Annotated in this window: 14 protein-coding genes; 6 read left to right on the forward strand and 8 right to left on the reverse strand. The window is 52.9% G+C overall.

Annotated features, from left to right (window positions below):
- Positions 1–131: 131 nt before the first annotated feature.
- Together asnS and pncB are read right to left on the reverse strand one after the other, a co-directional pair.
- Positions 132–1,532, reverse strand: a complete 1,401-nt coding sequence (gene asnS, locus JK231_RS05855) for an asparagine--tRNA ligase (RefSeq protein WP_160832437.1) — start codon at positions 1,530–1,532, stop codon at positions 132–134.
- Positions 1,533–1,681: 149 nt separating this feature from the next.
- Entirely contained in the window at positions 1,682–2,902 is a 1,221-nt protein-coding gene (gene pncB, locus JK231_RS05860) for a nicotinate phosphoribosyltransferase (protein WP_249221620.1), read from the reverse strand.
- Between the two features lie 229 nt (positions 2,903–3,131).
- Between pncB and pepN the strand changes: the two genes are divergently transcribed.
- On the forward strand, positions 3,132–5,747 hold the full coding sequence (pepN, locus tag JK231_RS05865; RefSeq protein ID WP_211728169.1) for an aminopeptidase N: 2,616 nt from the start codon (positions 3,132–3,134) through the stop codon (positions 5,745–5,747).
- Positions 5,748–5,848: 101 nt separating this feature from the next.
- On the opposite strand, the gene ssuB is transcribed toward pepN, so the two are convergent.
- The 5 genes from ssuB to ssuE are packed head-to-tail and all read right to left on the reverse strand — an operon-like array spanning position 5,849 to position 10,114.
- Positions 5,849–6,640 carry an aliphatic sulfonates ABC transporter ATP-binding protein gene (ssuB, locus tag JK231_RS05870; RefSeq protein ID WP_058959672.1) on the reverse strand — a complete coding sequence of 264 codons (792 nt, stop codon included), beginning with the start codon at positions 6,638–6,640 and terminating at the stop codon, positions 5,849–5,851.
- Positions 6,637–7,425, reverse strand: a complete 789-nt coding sequence (gene ssuC / locus JK231_RS05875; RefSeq protein WP_034820490.1) for an aliphatic sulfonate ABC transporter permease SsuC — start codon at positions 7,423–7,425, stop codon at positions 6,637–6,639. The genes ssuB and ssuC overlap by 4 nt, the downstream gene beginning before the upstream one ends.
- Before the next feature lie 10 nt (positions 7,426–7,435).
- Complete coding sequence (gene ssuD / locus JK231_RS05880; protein WP_211728170.1) at positions 7,436–8,581, reverse strand: FMNH2-dependent alkanesulfonate monooxygenase; 1,146 nt, start codon at positions 8,579–8,581, stop codon at positions 7,436–7,438.
- An 11-nt stretch (positions 8,582–8,592) separates the two neighbouring features.
- Positions 8,593–9,552: a sulfonate ABC transporter substrate-binding protein gene (locus JK231_RS05885; protein ID WP_211728171.1), complete on the reverse strand. Its 960-nt coding sequence runs from the start codon at positions 9,550–9,552 to the stop codon at positions 8,593–8,595.
- A 10-nt stretch (positions 9,553–9,562) separates the two neighbouring features.
- Entirely contained in the window at positions 9,563–10,114 is a 552-nt protein-coding gene (gene ssuE / locus JK231_RS05890) for an NADPH-dependent FMN reductase (protein WP_097119308.1), read from the reverse strand.
- Positions 10,115–10,858: 744 nt separating this feature from the next.
- Between ssuE and JK231_RS05895 the strand changes: the two genes are divergently transcribed.
- The 5 genes from JK231_RS05895 to JK231_RS05915 all read left to right on the forward strand — a co-directional run bounded on the left by JK231_RS05895 (position 10,859) and on the right by JK231_RS05915 (position 16,102).
- Positions 10,859–11,665, forward strand: coding sequence for a hypothetical protein (locus JK231_RS05895; RefSeq protein WP_211728172.1), 807 nt, complete (start codon positions 10,859–10,861; stop codon positions 11,663–11,665).
- 95 nt (positions 11,666–11,760) lie between these two features.
- The gene (locus JK231_RS05900) at positions 11,761–13,278 is read left to right on the forward strand and encodes an oligosaccharide flippase family protein (protein WP_211728173.1); all 1,518 of its coding nucleotides are present in this window, start codon (positions 11,761–11,763) and stop codon (positions 13,276–13,278) included.
- Between the two features lie 2 nt (positions 13,279–13,280).
- Positions 13,281–14,282 carry a glycosyltransferase gene (locus tag JK231_RS05905; RefSeq protein ID WP_249221621.1) on the forward strand — a complete coding sequence of 334 codons (1,002 nt, stop codon included), beginning with the start codon at positions 13,281–13,283 and terminating at the stop codon, positions 14,280–14,282.
- Positions 14,283–14,399: 117 nt separating this feature from the next.
- Complete coding sequence (pyrD, locus tag JK231_RS05910) at positions 14,400–15,410, forward strand: quinone-dependent dihydroorotate dehydrogenase (RefSeq protein WP_034820474.1); 1,011 nt, start codon at positions 14,400–14,402, stop codon at positions 15,408–15,410.
- A 149-nt stretch (positions 15,411–15,559) separates the two neighbouring features.
- Entirely contained in the window at positions 15,560–16,102 is a 543-nt protein-coding gene (locus JK231_RS05915) for a cell division protein ZapC (RefSeq protein ID WP_211728175.1), read from the forward strand.
- 4 nt (positions 16,103–16,106) lie between these two features.
- On the opposite strand, the gene JK231_RS05920 is transcribed toward JK231_RS05915, so the two are convergent.
- A complete protein-coding gene (locus JK231_RS05920; RefSeq protein ID WP_058959667.1) occupies positions 16,107–17,216 on the reverse strand; it encodes a YcbX family protein in 1,110 nt (369 codons plus the stop codon).
- Between the last annotated feature and the right edge of the window lie 32 nt (positions 17,217–17,248).

Consider the following 17,248-nt stretch of genomic DNA (forward strand, 5'->3'; position numbering starts at 1 on the left):
AAGAAATTTTGTATTACAATTTGTAAAATATCGGGAACTTTGTGAGAGAACTCAAAATTTACAAAAATAAAAAAAGGCCGGCTAGGCCGACCTCGTTATATATATGAATTACTTATATTTAATCGCGAATTTTAGAAATTAGCGTTACGTGGAGTACGTGGGAAGGGGATAACATCCCTTACATTTTGTACGCCGGTGACATAGGCAATTAATCGTTCAAAACCCAATCCAAAGCCAGCATGTGGCACGGTGCCGTAACGACGAAGGTCACGATACCACCAATAATCTTCTTTATTCAGACCCATTTCAGCCAGACGCGCATCCAATACATCCAGACGCTCTTCACGCTGTGAACCACCGATGATCTCGCCAATGCCCGGCGCCAGGACATCCATCGCTGCAACGGTTTTGCCATCTTCATTCATGCGCATGTAGAACGCTTTGATGTCTTTCGGATAGTTCTTCACCACCACCGGCGCTTTGAAGTGTTTCTCCGCCAGATAACGTTCGTGCTCGGAGGAGAGATCCACACCCCATGACACTGAGTTCTCAAACGTCTGACCGCTTTTCAGCAGAATGTCGACGGCATCGGTGTAGTCTACCTGGGCGAAATCGGTTGTGACAAAACGTTCTAAGCGCGCAATCGCATCTTTGTCTACGCGTTCAGCAAAGAACGCCATGTCGTCAGCACGCTCTTCAAGCACCGCCTTGAACACATACTTCAGCATGGCCTCAGCCAGTGCAGCAGCGTCGTCAAGGTTAGCGAAAGCGACTTCCGGTTCCAGCATCCAGAATTCCGCTAAGTGACGGCTGGTGTTGGAGTTTTCTGCGCGGAAGGTCGGGCCAAAGGTATAGACTTTTGACAATGCACAGGCATAAGTCTCAGCATTCAGCTGGCCAGAAACGGTCAGGAAGGCTTCTTTACCAAAGAAATCTTTGTCGTAGTCAACTTTGCCCTGCGGATCGCGCGGCAGGTTTTCCATGTCCAGCGTAGAGACGCGGAACATCTCGCCCGCACCTTCTGTATCCGATGCGGTGATCAGCGGGGTAGAAACCCAGAAATAGCCATTTTCGTGGAAGAAGCGATGCAGCGCCTGCGCCAGAGTATGACGTGTACGCGCTACGGCACCGACCAGATTGGTGCGCGGACGCAAGTGTGCGACTTCACGCAGGTATTCGATACTGTGGCGTTTTGCCGCCATGGGATAGGTATCCGGATCGTCTACCCAGCCGGTGACTTCTACGTTGGTCGCCTGCAGTTCAAAGGCCTGGCCTTCGCCCGGTGATTCCACCACTTTACCGGTGACAATCACAGAACAGCCCGTGGTCAGACGCAGCACTTCATCCTGATAATTATTCAGAGAATTATTGACGACGGCCTGAACGGGATTAAAGCAGGAACCGTCATAAACGGCGATAAAGGAAAGACCGGCTTTGGAATCTCTTCGGGTACGCACCCAACCACGTACGGTGACCTCACTGTCAACCGCGACACGGCCGTGCAGTACATCCGCTACAGGCACTACGCTCATAAATATCTCTCTATATATAGAAGTGGATAAAAGCCCCATTTCGGGGTTTTGCTATGTTACTTGCGAGCCATCAGGAAACAAGCAATTTTGCAGGGGAAAAAGGGAGATTTGTTGTGAAAGAGCAGGGTGCGGGCACCCTGCATCCATGATTAGCTGGCTCTTTTCACCAGCGGGAGGTCGAATGCTTTACGCAGGGCGCGCACGAAGGCTTTGTCCTGGCAGATAGTTTTGCCTGGGCTGTTAGAGAGTTTCGCCACCGGTTTGCCATTGCAGCTCACCAGTTTAATCACGATGTTCAGTGGTGTGACGCCAGTAATATCGCAGGTCAGGCGCGTACCAATGCCAAATACCACGTTGGCGCGTTGACCAAAGTGACGATATAACGCCAACGCTTTATCCAGATTGAGGTTATCTGAGAACACCAACGTTTTACTCTTCGGATCGATATCCAGACGCTGATAGTGCGCAATGGCTTTTTCACCCCACTCCACGGGATCCCCCGAGTCATGGCGCAAACCCTGATAGAGATGGGCAAAGCCCGGGCCGAAATCACGCAGGAAGGCATCCATGGTGATGCAGTCTGTCAACGCGATACCGAGTTGGTCATCATACTCATCCAGCCAGGATTGCAGCGCCGCGCGTTGGCTATTCGCCAGCACCGGGCTGATCTGTTGATGTGCCTGGAACCACTCGTGGGCCTGAGTGCCCACCGGATTGAGCTGTAAGCGCCGGGCGAGATCGTAATTGCTGGTGCCCACTAACCACGGGAACTCCGCTTTTAACGTACTGACGATCGCTTCCTGAACCGCTTTGGAGTAGCGGCGACGGGTACCAAAATCCATCAGCTGGAAGCGGGACATATCGAGATCGCCCACCTGCTGACGGAAATCGACCAACTTCTGCTGTAACTGAGTGACCGCTTGTTCCACACCGATCTCCGGTGTGCGATGGCGATGCACCACTTCACTGATCAGCGCCAGCAGCGGCACTTCCCAAAGAATAACTTCGCGCCATGGCCCGCTGATCTGAATAGACAAACGGCCATTCTCATTGCGCACCCTGACCTGAGAGGGATCAAAGCGGAATTGACGCAGCCAGTTGAGGTAATCGGATTCAAAGAAAGGTAAGCCGCTGAGATAGTGATATTCGTTGTCGCTCAGGGCAAGAGAAGGCAGCGTATCGAGTTGCGCGCGAATTTCATCGGCATACTGGCCGAGCAATTCATCGCCGCGACAACGAAATTCTGCCGTTACCGGGACATCGTAGTAACGATGATAAACGGCCTGCTGCATATGAAGCTTATACGCATCGGTATCAAGCAGCGTGGTCAAAATCGGGGAAGCATGTCCAGTCATGGTGCGTTTCAGCATCCTCTTCCGCGGAGCAGAGCCCGGTGTCAACAAAGTCATAAAGACGCAGGAGTATAAAACAGTAATGACCACGATCACACCATAATTGCGGGTGGCAGGTCGAGGGTCATTTGTGCCATTGTTAATGAATTGTAGCCTTTTGCACGAAGGCACGCATTGTGCGTGGCAACGAAGGCACAACCCGCTTAGACTTTGACGGGTCAACATATTAACGATGCGAGAAGGACTTATGACGCAACAGCCGCAAATCAAATATCGCCACGACTACCGTGCGCCGGATTACACCATCACCGATATCGACCTGACTTTTGACCTCGATGCCGCCAGCACGCGCGTGACGGCGGTGAGCCAGGTGAAGCGTCTCGGTGCTGCGGATGCCGAACTGCGTCTGGATGGCGAAGACCTCACGCTGGTGTCGCTGGCGGTGGATGGCCATCCCTGGTCACACTATCGTGAAGAAGAGGGCGCGCTGGTCATCAGCCAACTGCCCGACAACTTTATCCTGACCATAATTAATGACATCCATCCGGATACCAACACCGCGTTGGAAGGGTTGTACAAGTCGGGTGATGCACTCTGTACCCAGTGTGAAGCTGAAGGCTTCCGCCATATCACCTGGTATCTGGATCGCCCGGACGTGCTGGCGCGCTTTACCACCACCATCATTGCCGATGCGGCAAAATATCCGTTCCTGCTCTCCAACGGCAATAAGTTAGAGAGCGGTCGTCATGAAGATGGTCGCCACTGGGTGAAGTGGCAGGATCCGTTCCCGAAACCGTGCTATCTGTTTGCGCTGGTGGCGGGCGATTTCGACGTGCTGCGCGACAGCTTTACCACGCGTTCCGGCCGTGATGTGGCGCTGGAGATCTTCGTCGATCGTGGCAATCTCGATCGTGCCGACTGGGCGATGACCTCTTTGAAAGCCAGCATGAAATGGGATGAGGAGCGCTTTAACCTCGAATATGACCTCGACATATTTATGATTGTCGCGGTGGATTTTTTCAATATGGGCGCAATGGAGAACAAAGGCCTCAACGTCTTCAACTCCAAATATGTGCTGGCGAAAGCCGAGACCGCCACTGATAAAGATTATCTCGGTATTGAGGCGGTGATTGGACACGAATACTTTCATAACTGGACCGGTAACCGCGTCACCTGCCGTGACTGGTTCCAGCTCAGCCTGAAAGAGGGCCTAACCGTGTTCCGCGACCAGGAGTTTAGCTCTGACCTGGGCTCGCGTGCGGTTAACCGCATCGACAACGTACGCGTGATGCGCGGCGCACAGTTTGCCGAAGATGCCAGCCCAATGGCGCACCCGATCCGCCCGGATCAGGTGATCGAGATGAACAACTTCTATACCCTGACGGTGTACGAAAAAGGCTCTGAAGTGATTCGCATGATGCATACTCTGCTCGGCGAAGCCAATTTCCAGAAAGGCATGCAGCTCTATTTTGAGCGTCACGATGGTAGTGCGGCCACCTGCGACGATTTTGTTCAGGCGATGGAAGATGCCTCCAATGTTGATTTGTCACAGTTCCGTCGCTGGTACAGCCAGGCGGGTACACCGGTGCTGACGGTGCGTGATGACTACAATCCTGAGCTGGAGCAGTACACGCTGCACGTGACACAACACACGCCACCAACAGCCGAGCAGAAAGAGAAGTTGCCGCTGCATATCCCGCTGGATATCGAACTGTACGACAACGAAGGCAAGGTGATTCCGCTGCAGCATAACGGCCATCCGGTGCATCATGTGCTGAATGTCACCGAGGAGTTCCAGACCTTTATTTTCGATAACGTGCACTTCCAGCCAGTGCCTTCGCTGCTGCGTGAATTCTCGGCGCCCGTGAAGCTCGATTATAAATGGAGCGATGCGCAGCTCACCTTCCTGATGCGCCACGCCCGCAACGATTTCTCCCGCTGGGATGCGGCGCAAAGTTTGCTGGCGACTTATATCCGTCTGAATGTCGCGCGCCATCAGCAGGGACAACCGCTGTCGCTGCCGTTGCACGTGGCGGATGCCTTCCGCGCGGTGTTACTGGAAGAGCAGGGCGATCCGGCGTTAACCGCGTTGATTTTGTCACTGCCTGGCGAGAATGAAATCGCCGAGCTATTTGAAGTGATCGATCCGCTGGCGATTTCTGCGGTGCGTGCGGCGCTGGTGCATGCGCTGGCAACCGAACTGAGCGATGAATTGTATGCTGTGTATCTGGCTAACCAGAGCCAGGAATACAAGGTGGAGCATGCAGAGATTGGCAAGCGCGCACTGAAAAATGTCTGCCTGAGCTATTTGGCGTTCGCCGATGTGGAGCAAGCAGATAAACTGGTACAGGCGCAGTATTATCAAGCCAACAACATGACGGATGCGCTGGCCGCGCTCTCGGCAGCGGTGTCAGCGCAGTTGCCGTGCCGTGAAGCCTTGCTGGCCGCCTACGACGAGCGCTGGCATCAGGATGGTCTGGTGATGGACAAATGGTTTGTGCTGCAAGCCACCAGCCCGGCGGACAACGTGCTGAGCAAGGTGCGTGAACTGCTCAATCACCGTTCTTTCACCATGGGTAACCCGAACCGCATTCGTTCCCTGATTGGGGCTTTTGCGGCCGGCAACCCAGCAGCGTTCCACGCCAAAGACGGCAGTGGTTATCAGTTCCTGGTGGAGATGTTGACCGATCTCAACACGCGTAATCCACAAGTGGCGGCGCGTATGATCGAGCCATTGATTCGTCTGAAACGTTATGATGCCGGTCGTCAGGCATTGATGCGTAAGGCGCTGGAAACGTTAAAAGGTCTGGATAAGCTGTCGGGCGATCTGTACGAGAAGATCACCAAAGCGTTGAACGCCTGATAAGGTGTAAGCCGCATCACGATGATGCGGCTTTTACTGAATTCACCGCCACTTCCTCTGGTTGCGTGGAGTAACAGTGGCAATATCCCGCTCGACTTCGACTAACGCTGCTGAGCGAATTTCAGCGGCTGATCTGCCGGACTGCGCTTCATCACGCGATCCAGCACTTCTGCTTCCAGCTCCGCCAGACGCGCCGATCCGCGGCGACGTGGTCGCGCGAGATCCACGGTTAAATCCAGCCCAATCTGTCCCTCTTCAATCAGCAATACACGATCGGCCATCGCCACCGCTTCACTGACATCGTGGGTGACCAGCAGCACGGTAAAGTTATGCTGTTGCCATAATGATTCGATTAATCCCTGCATCTCAATACGCGTCAGTGCATCCAGCGCTCCGAGGGGTTCATCCAGCAGCAACAAACCGGGTCGATGAATCAACGCGCGAGCCAGCGCCACACGCTGCTTTTGCCCACCCGATAGTGCCGCTGGCCACTCGTTAGCGCGATCGGCTAAACCCACCGCCTCCAGAGCTTCCAGTGCGGCAGCCCGCCATTCACGCCCCTTTAAACCCAGGCCCACATTATCGATAACTTTTTTCCACGGCAGCAGACGTGCATCCTGGAACATGAGACGCGTGTCTTCGCGTGCTTGCGCTAACGGCGCAGTGCCTGCCAGCAGCTCACCGCGCGAGGTAGATTCCAGTCCTGCCAGCAGGCGCAGCAGGGTACTTTTTCCGCATCCGCTGCGGCCCACCACGGCAACAAACTGCCCGGCAGGGATATGCAGATTGATATTGTTGAGGATGGTGCGGTCGCCATACTGCTTACTGACGCCGTTAACGCCAACGGGGGTGCCGCTGTTCAGACGCGACGGGCTCAAAGTTGCGTTGCTCATGCGTTCTCCTTCAATTGATAAGCCGGATGCCAGCGCAGCCATACGCGCTCCAGCAGTTGAGCGGCGACATCGGCCAGTTTGCCGAGCAGCGCATAGAGAATGATGGCGACCACCACCACATCGGTTTGCAGAAACTCACGTGCATTCATCGCCAGATAGCCAATGCCAGAGTTGGCCGAGATAGTTTCAGCCACAATCAGCGTCAGCCACATCAGGCCGAGGGCAAAGCGTACGCCGACCATGATCGAAGGCAGCGCACCTGGCAGAATCACCTGAATAAACAGACTCCAGCCAGACAAGCCATAGCTGCGCGCCATCTCCACCAGACCACGATCGATATTACGGATACCGTGATAAGTGTTGAGGTAAATCGGGAATAAGGTGCCGAGTGCTACCAGGAAAATCTTGGCCGACTCATCAATGCCGAACCACAGAATCACCAGCGGGATCAGTGCCAGATGCGGCACGTTGCGCAGCATCTGCACCGAAGTATCCAGCAAGCGCTCACCCACGCGTGAGGTGCCGGTGATCAAGCCGAGCACCAAACCGATCGAGCCGCCAATGGCAAAACCAATCGCTGCGCGCCAGCCACTGATGGCGAGGTTTTGCCACAGTTCACCACTCACCGTCAGCTTCCAGAACGTAATAATGATGTTTTCCGGTGATGGCAGAATGCGTGTTGAGAGCCAGCCCACCTGAGAGGCAAGCTGCCACACCGCAACCAGCAGCACCGGTAAAGCCCAGGGCAGTAGGGCATTACTCAGCTGTTTTTGAAACTTTGCCATCCTGAACTCCTTAGCTCTGAGACACTTTCTGCGGGGTGAAATCATTGGCTACCGCTTCACCGTTCGCTTGCACCACACGAGGTTTCGGCACTTCTGGGATGGCCAAATCAAGGTGTGGGAACAGTAGCTCACCGACACGATAGGCTTCTTCAAGATGCGGATAACCTGAGAGAATAAAGGTCTCGATGCCGAGGTCGCTGTACTCCTGCATACGTGCAGCCACGGTTGGGCCATCGCCCACCAGCGCAGTACCGGCACCGCCACGCACCAAACCCACGCCTGCCCACAGGTTCGGGCTGATCTCCAGCTTGTCACGGCGGCCACCATGCAGCGCAGCCATGCGCTGTTGTCCGACAGAATCGGTACGGGCAAAGGCCGCCTGCGCTTTGGCAATAGTGGCATCGTCAAGATGAGCAATCAGGCGATCCGCTGCCTGCCAGGCTTCTTCATTGGTTTCACGCACGATGACGTGCAGACGAATGCCAAAGCGCACTTTACGGCCCTGTGCCGCCGCTTTGGCACGCACTTGATCAATTTTCTCTTTGACTAATGCCGGAGGCTCGCCCCAGGTGAGATAAACATCGACCTGCTCAGCGGCGAGATCCTGCGCGGCATCGGATGAACCGCCAAACCACAGCGGTGGACGTGGCTGTTGTACCGGTTTAAACATCAGGCGTGCACCGCGCACTTTGACGTGTTTACCCTCGTAATCCACGGTTTCACCTTCTGAAACGCGACGCCATACGCGGGTGAACTCCGCTGATTCTTCATAACGCTCCCGATGATCGAGGAACACGCCGTCCCCCGCCAGCTCTTCAGGATCGCCGCCTGTGACCAGGTTAAACAGCGCGCGCCCGTTGGACAGACGATCAAGCGTCGCGGCCTGACGCGCTGCCTGCGTCGGTGAAATCACGCCCGGACGCAGCGCCACCAGAAAGCGCAAACGTTGCGTCACCGGAATCAGTGACGCGGCTACCAGCCAGGCATCTTCGCAGGAGCGGCCGGTGGGGATCAGCACGCCGCCAAAGCCAAGGCGATCGGCGGCCTGAGCAATCTGCTGCAGATAACCGTGATCGACAGGACGCGAACCTTCGGCGGTGCCAAGATAGTGCCCATCACCGTGGGTGGGAAGAAACCAAAATACGGATATGCTCATGATTCAATTCCTTATGGCTGGGCGGACTGTGGATGCCAGATGCGGTCAGTGATGTTCACTTTTACCGGCATCAAATGATTGGCATAAAACAGGTCGGCCGTTTGCTGTTGGGCCTGCGCAGTATGTGCGCTGACCGGCGTAATCGTGGTGGGTGGACGATGGTCGAGATAGCTGGCAATCACCGGCTTGGGTAAGCCCATCGCTTGTGCCAGCAGATCAATACTTTGCTCGCGTTGGCTGCGGGTGAGCGCGTCAGCATCGCTGAAGGTTTGCAGCACTTGCTGGATAAATGGACCGTTGGCTTCGGCATATTTGCGTGTGGCTAAATAGAAGGAACCGGTCTGGTTGAGCTTGCTGCCATCAGCCAGTACGCGCACGTTGCCTTGCAGTAAGGCGGCAGAGTAGTAGGGATCCCAAATAGCCCAGGCATCGACATCGCCCTGCTGGAAAGCGGCTCGCGCATCGGCGGGGGTCAGATAGGTGGGCTGGATATCTTTAAAGCTCAGGCCAGCCTGCTCCAGCGCACGCAACAATAAGTTGTGTGAACTGGAGCCCTTCTGAAAGGCCACTTTATGACCTTTCAAATCGGCAACACGCTTAATCGGGCTGTCTTTGGGCACCAGAATCACCTCAGCCTGAGGTTTCGGTGGTTCGGAACCGACATACAGCAGATCCGCGCCTGCTGCCTGTGCAAACAGCGGTGGAATATCACCGGTGCTGCCTAAATCAATGCTATCGACATTCAGCGCCTCCAGCATCTGCGGGCCCGCGGGAAATTCAATCCATTTGATCTGGGTATGGGGGAAAAGTTGTTCCAGCATCTGGTGAGATTTTGCTAACACCATGCTCACCGAACCTTTTTGATACCCCACACGCAATTGCGCCGGGGCATCAGCGGCAACGGCGTTGGCACTCAGGGCAAATAGCGCAGCAAAGGCTGGCAGCAGTAAACCCGTAAACATCCTTTTCATGATTCTTCCTTTATACCGCTTGAGCGTAAGGTTGATGGCGACGATGCAGTGCATGCCAGAAGGTGTCGAGCGCATCATCAATGCGATCGGCCAGTTGTTGATCCAGCTCTGGCTGGCGGTCGTAATTTACTATTTGCGTATCGGTGGCAAACACCCCATGCAGCACTTCCTGGGCTTTCAGCGCATTCAATACCGGCTTGAGCGCGTAATCCACGGCCAGTAAATGGGATGCACTACCGCCGCTGGCCAATGGCAACACCACTTTGTGTTCCAGGGCACGTTCTGGCAGTAAATCAAGCAGGGTTTTCAGCGCACCCGAAAATGAAGCTTTATAAATAGGGGTGGCAACAATCAGTCCGTCCGCCAGCGCCAGGTCGGCTTTCAATGCGTTGAGGGCTGGAGAGTCAAAGCGCGCATAGAGCAGATCGTCCGCCTGGAAGTTGTGAATATTCCAGGGAATGACTTCAACACCGCGTGCTTCTAACGCGTGTTGGCACAGGCTGAGCAGTGCAGTAGAGCGCGATGGGAAGCGAGGGCTGCCCGCCAGCGTAATAACCCGCATGGTCACTCCTTATAACTGAAAGTTATTGATTATCTGAAATTGAGAACTGATATGTTCAATACTGGCAGAGCGCGCTCACGGGTATAAATGATTTATCTGGCAAACTTAAGCCGAAATATGGGATAGGCGGGAGAGAGATATTTATGAGAATGGCATGCCGTGTTCTGGGCTAAGGATATTCTGAAAACTCAGTGAGGTGAATGCTTCTCACTTAAGCACGGGCGTGAGTATCACTCAGGGGAATGATTAATTTGGATGAAGTTTCTTATTAATAGAGTGTTTGAGAGAGAAAATGAAGGATGAATCAACCTTTCAAACGATAAAAGAATATTTTTCTTTTACGAATGAAAGGGTAGTGGGGGAGCGAACACACCGAAGTGTTTTTTTTGAGCGGCAAGTCATTTCAGGAGGGGGGGGGCACTCTGGTAAATAATGGATTGATTCGTGATTAAGTGTTTCCAAAAGCGTGCAAACATTAAAAACAAGGCATGCCTTACTTCTGTTCTGGCTAAAAATTGTTATCTTTATTCTCGATGCTTTAGCCCTGGTTCAGAAAGTTTTAACAATTATGATTAGGGTGACGTCTGGAAGGCCGATAAAAAATGAATTCTCTGCCCTTAGCCTGTTTATAATCTGTTGAGATTAATTGCGCTAAAAATCTTCATCAGCTTGTCTGTTATTTTTTTACTTGAGCATTTCATTGGGAAAGGTTCAGGTTTTCATCTTTTATTGGGGATATAAAATATGGAACGCTTTTCTCCGGATCACGATGTGTCTGGCCCAGCGATGAACGCAGGGCAAGAAGATCGACTGCTATCAGATTCAACCCTTCGCTGCTATGAGCTCCAATCGGTTATCACCTCTCAACGCTTTAATTTGGTCAATACAGACCCTGACAGGATTGCAGGTTTGAATGAGGATGACTTCTTACTGTTTGCACCCGCTGGCTTTACGCCTGCAGACGCACTGTTGCTGGAGGTCGCTAAATGCAACGATCAGCGTCCTGAGCTAAACTGTTTTATCCAACCTCTGTCCCCTCAGCACACCCTTAAAACGGGATTGCAGTCTTCATTACAACTCTTTCAGCAGTTACAGACCGGGCTGCATTGGTGCCAACATTACCTCGTCATCCTGCGTGTTGCGCTTGTTTACGCCGCAACACCTTTGAATCGCATGCGGGATGTGATGCTTGCTGGGTTGATTAATACGGAGTCCGTCTGGGTACTGGATACCTTAAATAGCGCCAGTGACGAGAAAGAGTGTGCCACGTTAAGCTATCAACAGTTTATGCAAGAGTATGAAAAATTGACCCGAATGACGCATTATCTGCCTGAAAGGAATGCTTATCGGCAAAGTTATTTAAGGGGCGGATTATTGAACCTGATTCAGCAGGACTTAAATCATACAGACAAACTCTCTGATAATGTGCGGCACGCCATTCACTATTTCTCAGAGCAGTTTCCTGCACAGGGTGTCATGGAAAAACTCATGTTGAAACAACCGGACATCTATTTCAATCTGATGAAAGTCAGAAAAACCTCTGTTGTATGAGACCAACGTTGGTTTTAAGAATTAGTCCCGTGTGCGCCGAGCTTTTTTTATGCCACGCTAATTCTCCTTGAGAAAAAACTGACACCAAAACACTTATGTCGATTAAACGTAACGCGATTGCCAACTATGTTGGCCAAATCTATCTGACGCTGTCAGGTATTTTGGTGGTACCACTTTATATTCAACATTTAGGAATGGAAGCCTACGGTCTGGTCGGCTTCTTTTCTATTTTATTGACGTGGTTACAACTGCTGGATGCCGGGGTTTCTACTACCTTGATGCGTGAAGCTGCGCGCTATCGTGCCAATCAAGCCGAATTTGTCTGGTTCCCGGCGCTGTTTGCCACCTTGACGCGATTCTTTCTGATTTCAACGCTAATCCTTGTGGTACTGGGTTGGATTGCCACGCCGTGGATTGCCGCTCATTGGCTAAATGCGCAACATCTGCCAGCCAGGGATGTAGTGATTGCGGTTGGCATTATGGTCATTACCGCGGCCATACGCTGGCGTACCAGCCCGTATCGTAGCGTGATTGTCGGATTTGAACATCAGGTCTGGCTAAATGGCGTTAACCTGATCATCACCACTTTGCGTACTTTTGGTGCCGTGGTGGTGATTCAGTTTTTCCCTAACCCTGTGCTGACCTTCTTTATCTGGCAATTGCTGGTATCGATTGCCGAAGCGGCATGCTGTATCTACAAATCCTGCCAACTGGTTCCACGTTCCGCGCGCAAAGAGAAGCGTGATGACCTGAAAGGAGTATTGCGGCCCTTTATTCGTTTTGCGCTCAGCGCGGCCTACTCCAGTGCGGTCTGGACCTTTATTTCACAGATTGACCGACTGGTCCTGTCCAAAACCCTGCCGCTGAGCCAATACGGTTCGTTTACCGTGGTGGCGACCGCGGCTACCGGCATCCTGCTGCTCAGCAGCCCGATCATGCAGGCGATTGTGCCGCGCATGACCGGCATGAAAACCCGTAATGAAGGCGATGCGGAAGCGCTCAAACTCTATCGCTATACTACTCAGGCCGTCGCGATATTTATGGCGCCGCTCAGTATCACCATTGCCTGCTATGCCGGACCGCTGCTTTGGGCCTGGACCCAGAAAACCCAGATTGTTGATGAGATGTCATTTGTGCTCAGTCTTTACGCGCTGGGCAGCGGCATTCAGGCCATCTGTGGCCTGCTGTATCACCTGCAATACATCAACGGCAATCTCAAATTGCATATGCAAGGCTTCAGCGTGTTCGCATTGATTTTGGTACCGCTCAACATCTGGTGCGCGATGCATTTTGGCGCGCTGGGTACCGGATGGTTGTGGCTGGGGCAAAACATCTTCTATTTAGTGGGTTGGGCATGGCTGGTACACCGCCGTTTCGCGCCCGGTCTGCATTTCACCTGGCTCACGCGTGATGTGATGTTGATTTGGGCGGCATCCGCGCTGATGGTCTGGTTAAGCACCTTCTTGCCTATCGACTGGAATCAAAACCGTTGGATCAACCTGCTGTGGTTAGGCCTGATTGGCGCAATCAATCTTGGTGTGTGCTGTTTGCTGCATAGCCTGGTGCTAAAGCGCCTGCGCTTGCCGTTATTCAATGTTGAGGAGAGAGGATGAGAATGTTGACATCTCGCCGCGTGCCGACCGTTTCTGTCATCGTGCCAAACTGGAACTGTGCCCCGTGGCTGCCAGAGGCGATGGGTTCGTTGTTACGTCAATCATCACCGCCCGATGAGATCATTATCATTGATGACGGTTCAAGTGATAGCAGTGTGGCCTGGCTCACCGCTTTCGCTGCTGCGCATCCGCAGGTCACTCTGCTGAGCGGTGAACGCGGCGGCGTCAGCGCCGCGCGTATGAAAGGACTCGCCGCAGCCACCGGTGATTTTGTCTATTTCATGGATGCGGATGATTTCGTTTCGACTGAACTGTTTGCTGATTTTCGACGGGTACAGGCCAGGCATCAGGAGATTGATCTGTTCTGTTTTGGCGCGAAGATGTTTCTTGATCTGCCTGTGGCGCAGCGCCAGTATCAACGTATTCATCAACGTCATGTCAGTGGTTTATTGCCCGGGGGCAGGGCAAGTCTGCACATTTTGCTGCAACACCAGTCGGCACATCGCGTGGTGTGGAGCTCGATCATGTCGCGACGTTTAATCGATCAGCTGGCGTTGCAGTTCCTTCCCATTCAGAACCATGAAGATGCGCCCTGGATGTTTGCGCTCTATATGGCCGCGCGTCAAATCTACTGCACCAGCCAAAGCTACTACTACAAGCGCTTCATGCTCAGTTCATTGTCACAGAGCACGCGTGACTTTTCGTGGGTAAAAAATTACTTCATTGCGCGACAAAGCAGCGAGCAGTTTTTACGCGACCAGCAGCAACCCGTTGATGAGTTGTTGTTGGATGATTACTACCAGACGGTGATGAAGGGCTGTCTCGCGCAAATCCGTAAAAATCACATGACCGTGCCCAATGAATGGCAGGCTCCGGTGAATCAAGTGGTAAGTAAGATGCTGCAACAGGATGCGCGCCTGAAGCTGCTGTGGTATTGCCCGTCGATTTACCTCGGATTGCAAAATGTTCGTGAACAAGTCGGGCGCTATTCTGCACGTCGCTGACCGTGATCAATTCTCCCGCTGCTGATTAAATTTACTTTTGCGCCAGAGGCCTTTACCATTCTGGCGCACAAATTTCCGTGCACCCGACTTCTTCGCTTCCGCCATTCAGGAGAGTGCATGTTATATCCTATCGTCCGGCCGGCGCTGTTTAAGCTCGATCCAGAGCGTGCGCACGAACTCACCTTTCAACAATTACGTTTTATCAGCGGAACGCCGCTGGAAGGACTGATTCGCCAGTCGCTGCCGTCACGCCCGGTGACCTGCATGGGATTGACTTTCCCTAACGCGCTGGGGCTTGCTGCAGGCCTCGATAAAAACGCAGAGTGCATTGATGCCTTTGGTGCGATGGGTTTCGGCTTCGTGGAAGTCGGGACGGTGACGCCACGTCCACAGCCTGGCAATGATAAGCCGCGCATGTTCCGTCTGGTGGAAGCGGAAGGGATTATTAATCGCATGGGCTTTAATAATCACGGCGTCGATCACTTAGTCGAGAACGTTAAAAAAGCGCGTTTCAAAGGTGTCCTCGGTATCAATATTGGCAAAAATAAAGATACGCCAGTGGAGCAAGGCAAAGACGATTATCTGATCTGCATGGAAAAGGTGTATGCCCATGCCGGTTATATCGCCATCAATATTTCATCGCCAAACACACCTGGATTACGCACGCTGCAATATGGCGAAGCGCTGGACGATCTGCTTTCGGCGATCAAATTAAAACAAAAAGAGCTGCAGGAACGGCACCTTAAATATGTGCCGGTCGCGGTGAAGATCGCGCCGGATCTTTCTGAAGAAGAATTGATCCAGGTTGCCGACAGTTTGGTGCGCCATGAAATTGACGGTGTCATTGCCACGAATACCACGCTCGATCGTGCTTTAGTTGCTGGACTTAAATATGCCGATGAGATGGGTGGATTAAGTGGCCGTCCGGTACAGTCACGCAGCACTGAAGTGATTCGCCGCTTGTCGCAAGAGCTGCAAGGTCGCTTACCTATTATTGGCGTCGGTGGTATTGATTCACTGGTTTCCGCTCGTGAAAAAATGGCCGCAGGGGCCACATTGGTGCAGATATACTCTGGCTTTATTTATAAAGGCCCAGGTTTAATTAAAGATATCGTGACCCACCTCTAAGACATTTCCCACTTTCCCGCGCCGGGGGGTTTATTTATCCCTTCGGCTCGTTTATATTTTGTCCTGCTGATGTTTTTTTCAGCTTTTCCTTAGAGCTTTATTTTTTCATTGAGCGCCATTTAGCGCAGCGATTAACCACAGGGCACATCATGAAAATCAAACCTGATGATAACTGGCGTTGGTATTTTGACGCAGAGCACGATCGTATGATGCTGGATTTAGCCGATGGCATGCTATTTCGTTCGCGCTTCTCGCGTAAAATGCTGACACCGGATGCCTTTAATGTCAGTGGTTTTTGTGTCGATGACGCTGCCCTGTATTTTACGTTTGAAGAGCGCTGCCGACAGAGTGGATTAAAAGGCGATCAGCGCGCTGAATTAGTCTTAAACGCATTAGTCGCGAGTCGTTTTTTAAAACCGCTGATGCCAAAAAGCTGGCATTTCACCAGCCATGCCCAGAGCTGGCAACCCGCATCAGGCGATATGGTAGCCGTGACGCTGGCCGATAGCGGCGAACAGGCGCAATTGCTGGTGGTTGAGAGCGGTGAAAATGCGGCGTTATGTTTACTGGCGCAAAATGCACTTTCAGTAGCGGGTAAAGGCATGCAGTTAGGTGATGCGATCAAGATCATGAACGATCGTTTACGACCGCATCAGCTGGAACAAAACGCCCACTTTGCGCGGGCGGTTTAAGCGTTTAAGCCAGAACAATATCGCCTGCGGGAATACAGCTACAACTGAGAATCGTTCCGTCTGCGCGCACTGCGCTCTGTTTCAGCGCTTTCACTTCGCCCGATACCAGCGTCACCTTGCAGCTACCACATATCCCGGCACGACACGAGTAGGGAATGCGAAAGCCCTGCATCTCCAGTTGTTCGAGTAGCACTTGCTGGTTGTCGCCGGTAAATTCACTGCCCTGATAGCCAATGATCACTTCTGCCTGTTGGCTGGCAGCCGGTTTGAGGGTTTCCACCACCGCGCCCGCTCCGTAAGCTCGCGGTGTCTGACGAGCCAAAACCGTGAGCTCATCGCCGACGCGGATCACGCCGCTGTTGCGGGCGATCAGATTCAGACCGAAATCGATATCTCCGCTGCCGTCCTGACCGCTGCGGAAACGTTGTAACGTGGCCAGGGGTTCACCTTCGGGATGTTTGCGCCCGCTTTCGGTACCCACGGTGGTGAATACACAGCGGCTGCAGGGCTTGGGCATATCAAAAACAATCTCGCCGATTTTAACTTGCTTCCAGCTGTCTTCATCCCATGCGGCTGCGCCGCTGACCACCAGGTTAGGGCGGAATTGCTCAACGCGAACGCTGGCCGGGCAACGCTGCTGCAGATCCTGCAGTGACGACATATTCACCAGCAGGAAGGGAAAACCATCCGCGAAACTCAGCGATACCTCATCAAATTTTTTCACCCGTCGCGTGGGAGCCACACCGGTCCAGCGCAATTGCACCGGACGCGGAAAGAATTCACTCAGCCAATCATTGATTTCGGCGGGCGCAATATGCGAGGTGAAATGATTCCCCCAAACTTCAGTGGGTGACAATTGTGCCGTGAAATCGCTGAAGCGAATTAACGCCTGGCTGCCATCCGGGGCATTTAAAAATAAGCCATCGGGTAACAGCGCAGGAGTAAAACGCACCATGTCCGGATACTGTCGCGCAGTAATAAAAGTGCCGTCCAGTTCGGTCACCATGAAGATGCGATCAAACGCCAGACCACTCTCCAGCACCTGTGCATGAGACAGTTGCAAACCGCGCATCGATTTGACCGGATGAATATAGAGGCGAGAAAGCGTAATCATCGAAACTCCAACAGGACAAAAAGAAGCTAACT

It is taken from the genome of Pantoea sp. JGM49 (genome assembly GCF_018257655.1).
Lineage (GTDB): Bacteria > Pseudomonadota > Gammaproteobacteria > Enterobacterales > Enterobacteriaceae > Pantoea > Pantoea communis.

What these genes read in the sequence shown, in the direction of transcription:
- asnS (WP_160832437.1), bottom strand. Translation starts at nt 1,532, where the DNA reads ATGAGCGTAGTGCCTGTAGCGGATGTACTGCACGGCCGTGTCGCGGTT.
- pncB (WP_249221620.1), bottom strand. Translation starts at nt 2,902, where the DNA reads ATGCTGAAACGCACCATGACTGGACATGCTTCCCCGATTTTGACCACG.
- pepN (WP_211728169.1), top strand. Translation starts at nt 3,132, where the DNA reads ATGACGCAACAGCCGCAAATCAAATATCGCCACGACTACCGTGCGCCG.
- ssuB (WP_058959672.1), bottom strand. Translation starts at nt 6,640, where the DNA reads ATGAGCAACGCAACTTTGAGCCCGTCGCGTCTGAACAGCGGCACCCCC.
- ssuC (WP_034820490.1), bottom strand. Translation starts at nt 7,425, where the DNA reads ATGGCAAAGTTTCAAAAACAGCTGAGTAATGCCCTACTGCCCTGGGCT.
- ssuD (WP_211728170.1), bottom strand. Translation starts at nt 8,581, where the DNA reads ATGAGCATATCCGTATTTTGGTTTCTTCCCACCCACGGTGATGGGCAC.
- JK231_RS05885 (WP_211728171.1), bottom strand. Translation starts at nt 9,552, where the DNA reads ATGAAAAGGATGTTTACGGGTTTACTGCTGCCAGCCTTTGCTGCGCTA.
- ssuE (WP_097119308.1), bottom strand. Translation starts at nt 10,114, where the DNA reads ATGCGGGTTATTACGCTGGCGGGCAGCCCTCGCTTCCCATCGCGCTCT.
- JK231_RS05895 (WP_211728172.1), top strand. Translation starts at nt 10,859, where the DNA reads ATGGAACGCTTTTCTCCGGATCACGATGTGTCTGGCCCAGCGATGAAC.
- JK231_RS05900 (WP_211728173.1), top strand. Translation starts at nt 11,761, where the DNA reads ATGTCGATTAAACGTAACGCGATTGCCAACTATGTTGGCCAAATCTAT.
- JK231_RS05905 (WP_249221621.1), top strand. Translation starts at nt 13,281, where the DNA reads ATGTTGACATCTCGCCGCGTGCCGACCGTTTCTGTCATCGTGCCAAAC.
- pyrD (WP_034820474.1), top strand. Translation starts at nt 14,400, where the DNA reads ATGTTATATCCTATCGTCCGGCCGGCGCTGTTTAAGCTCGATCCAGAG.
- JK231_RS05915 (WP_211728175.1), top strand. Translation starts at nt 15,560, where the DNA reads ATGAAAATCAAACCTGATGATAACTGGCGTTGGTATTTTGACGCAGAG.
- JK231_RS05920 (WP_058959667.1), bottom strand. Translation starts at nt 17,216, where the DNA reads ATGATTACGCTTTCTCGCCTCTATATTCATCCGGTCAAATCGATGCGC.